Source organism: Salmonella sp. 741265055_HSA, assembly GCF_046569525.1.
GTDB classification, from domain to species: Bacteria; Pseudomonadota; Gammaproteobacteria; order Enterobacterales; family Enterobacteriaceae; genus Salmonella; species Salmonella enterica.
Genome location: NZ_JBKFSQ010000085.1, coordinates 1 through 2,002 on the forward strand (window position 1 = coordinate 1; position 2,002 = coordinate 2,002).

Here is a 2,002-nt window from a genome sequence, read left to right on the forward strand (position 1 = left end):
CACTGCCCAGGACCAAAATGGCAAGTAAAATAGCCCTAATGGGATAGGCTCTTAAAATCATAAAATAAAGATCTAACCTCTTTTTATTTAAGAGAAGCGCATACGATTGGATCACAACCAGCCTCACTACAGCATAAAAAACATAACCTATTGAAATAAAAAAGATAAAACAACACCACCTTAAAAATGAACGTGATCTACCTCACAAAATATTACCTCCCGGCAGGCCATCATAGCTTTCGTTCGCTTTAACACATTCTTTTAATTCAATGGCTTAAGGAAAAAACATGTCTACTGAAAGCAATATTATTATCGATGGCGGTTTTGAAGAAGGGTTTGATGGCTGGGTACTCTCATCGCAGTCATCCATATTTGTCGAAGATGGCGCGACAGTAAACAACCATTTTTGTCGAATCGAACCCACCAATACCATTACGCAGTACTTTACCATTGAGCCCGAAACTACCTATCGGCTGACTCTCGCCGTCAGAGGCGAGGCGAAGGGGAACGTCACTATTTTCCAGACTTATCCTGCCCATACCTCTTTTATCTCTGACATTAATACTAACTTAAATGCGGAATGGCACAGAGAAGAGTATGCCTTCACAACCAGCGCTGATACTGGTCGTACAGCGTTCAGGATTTCCGTTCCGTGGAACAGCACTAACACCCCAATGGATATCGATATTATCAGCCTGATCGAGGTGCCTTTTGAATACAGTAAGCCGCTGTGGGTAAATATGACTAACGTCAGTTCCAACAGTAACTTTTTCCAGTTGAACGTCATGACCCGTACCGATGCGCCTGAAGGGCAAATTAACCGCATTTATCGTAATGGCAATTACGTCACGCAGATGGATGCCGTTGGTCCGGATGACTTTAACCAAACCGGCGGCTATTCCAGCTTTGCTGCTGGCGATGTATTCCAGTTCCGCGCTTATAACAGTCTTACCGGGAAAGAGTATTTACTCTGTGAAACCACCTATGAACAGCTTACTGCAAGCGGCGTGTTCAATATTGAATAACCCTCCACGCTTATTCATTTATCAGTAAACATTTTATTAATTCTATTTAAACGAGATATATCATGGCTGAGATTAACAATATTATTATTGATGGTTCCTTTGAGGATGGTTTAACAGAACAGTGGCAAATTGGCTCACTGGTTGAAGTAGAAGAAAATGACAGCAACCATTTTTGCCGTATCGATAGCGCTAACGCCTTAAGCCAGACGGTAACGCTAGAGACATTCATGACTTACGCGATATCTTTTTCAATCACGGGAAACCTGGTTGGAAAAATTATCGTGCAGACCACAGACAGAACCACGACGTTTTTTGAACATGATATCAATATGACCACGCAAGATGACTGGCATACGGAATCGCTGGAGTATTCGACACAGGCGGTAGCAGGCGAAGCCGTTGTCAGCTTTATCGCGCCGGGTGAGATTGGCGCAGGAAGTCTGTTTATCGATAATATTAACATGGTGGCGGTGCCCTTCGTATTTACTCGCCCACTGTGGGTCAATATGGATCGGGCATCCAGTAATTATGTCTACTATCAATATGGCATAATGACCACTGCGGATGCCGCGACACAAACCTATCGTTTATATAAAAACGAGGGTTTTCTCGCAGAATACAGCATCGGAGCGGATGATTTTGTACAAAGCACCACAATGAATACCGTTGCTGCCACGGATGTATTTAAACTGACTATTCTTAACGCAAAAACAACGGCAGAACATGTCGTGAGCGAAGAAACTGTCGAAACATTAATGACGAAAGGCGTTATTTATCTGACCGAATAACCGGGAGGCAAAAAACAAAAGGGCAATAATATATTGCCCTTTGTAATCAATTAATCTTGATTACCACAACCACATCACGAAGGGTATTTAGAGCCTATCCCACCAGGCGTTATTGGCGCAGCCAGTTTGGACAAGGACAGCGCGCAAAAACCGGAGCGTACACGTAGTACGTGAGGATTTTGAGCACTG

At 43.3% G+C, this 2,002-nt stretch carries 2 protein-coding genes; both read left to right on the forward strand.

The window, feature by feature from the left end; translation table 11 throughout:
- The first annotated feature begins 287 nt into the window (after positions 1-287).
- Positions 288-1,025 (forward strand): sugar-binding protein, encoded by a 738-nt coding sequence (locus ACLD4K_RS21970; protein ID WP_183059787.1) that lies wholly within the window; start codon positions 288-290, stop codon positions 1,023-1,025.
- Between the two features lie 62 nt (positions 1,026-1,087).
- Positions 1,088-1,813 carry a sugar-binding protein gene (locus ACLD4K_RS21975; protein ID WP_183059788.1) on the forward strand — a complete coding sequence of 242 codons (726 nt, stop codon included), beginning with the start codon at positions 1,088-1,090 and terminating at the stop codon, positions 1,811-1,813.
- Positions 1,814-2,002 lie beyond the last annotated feature (189 nt).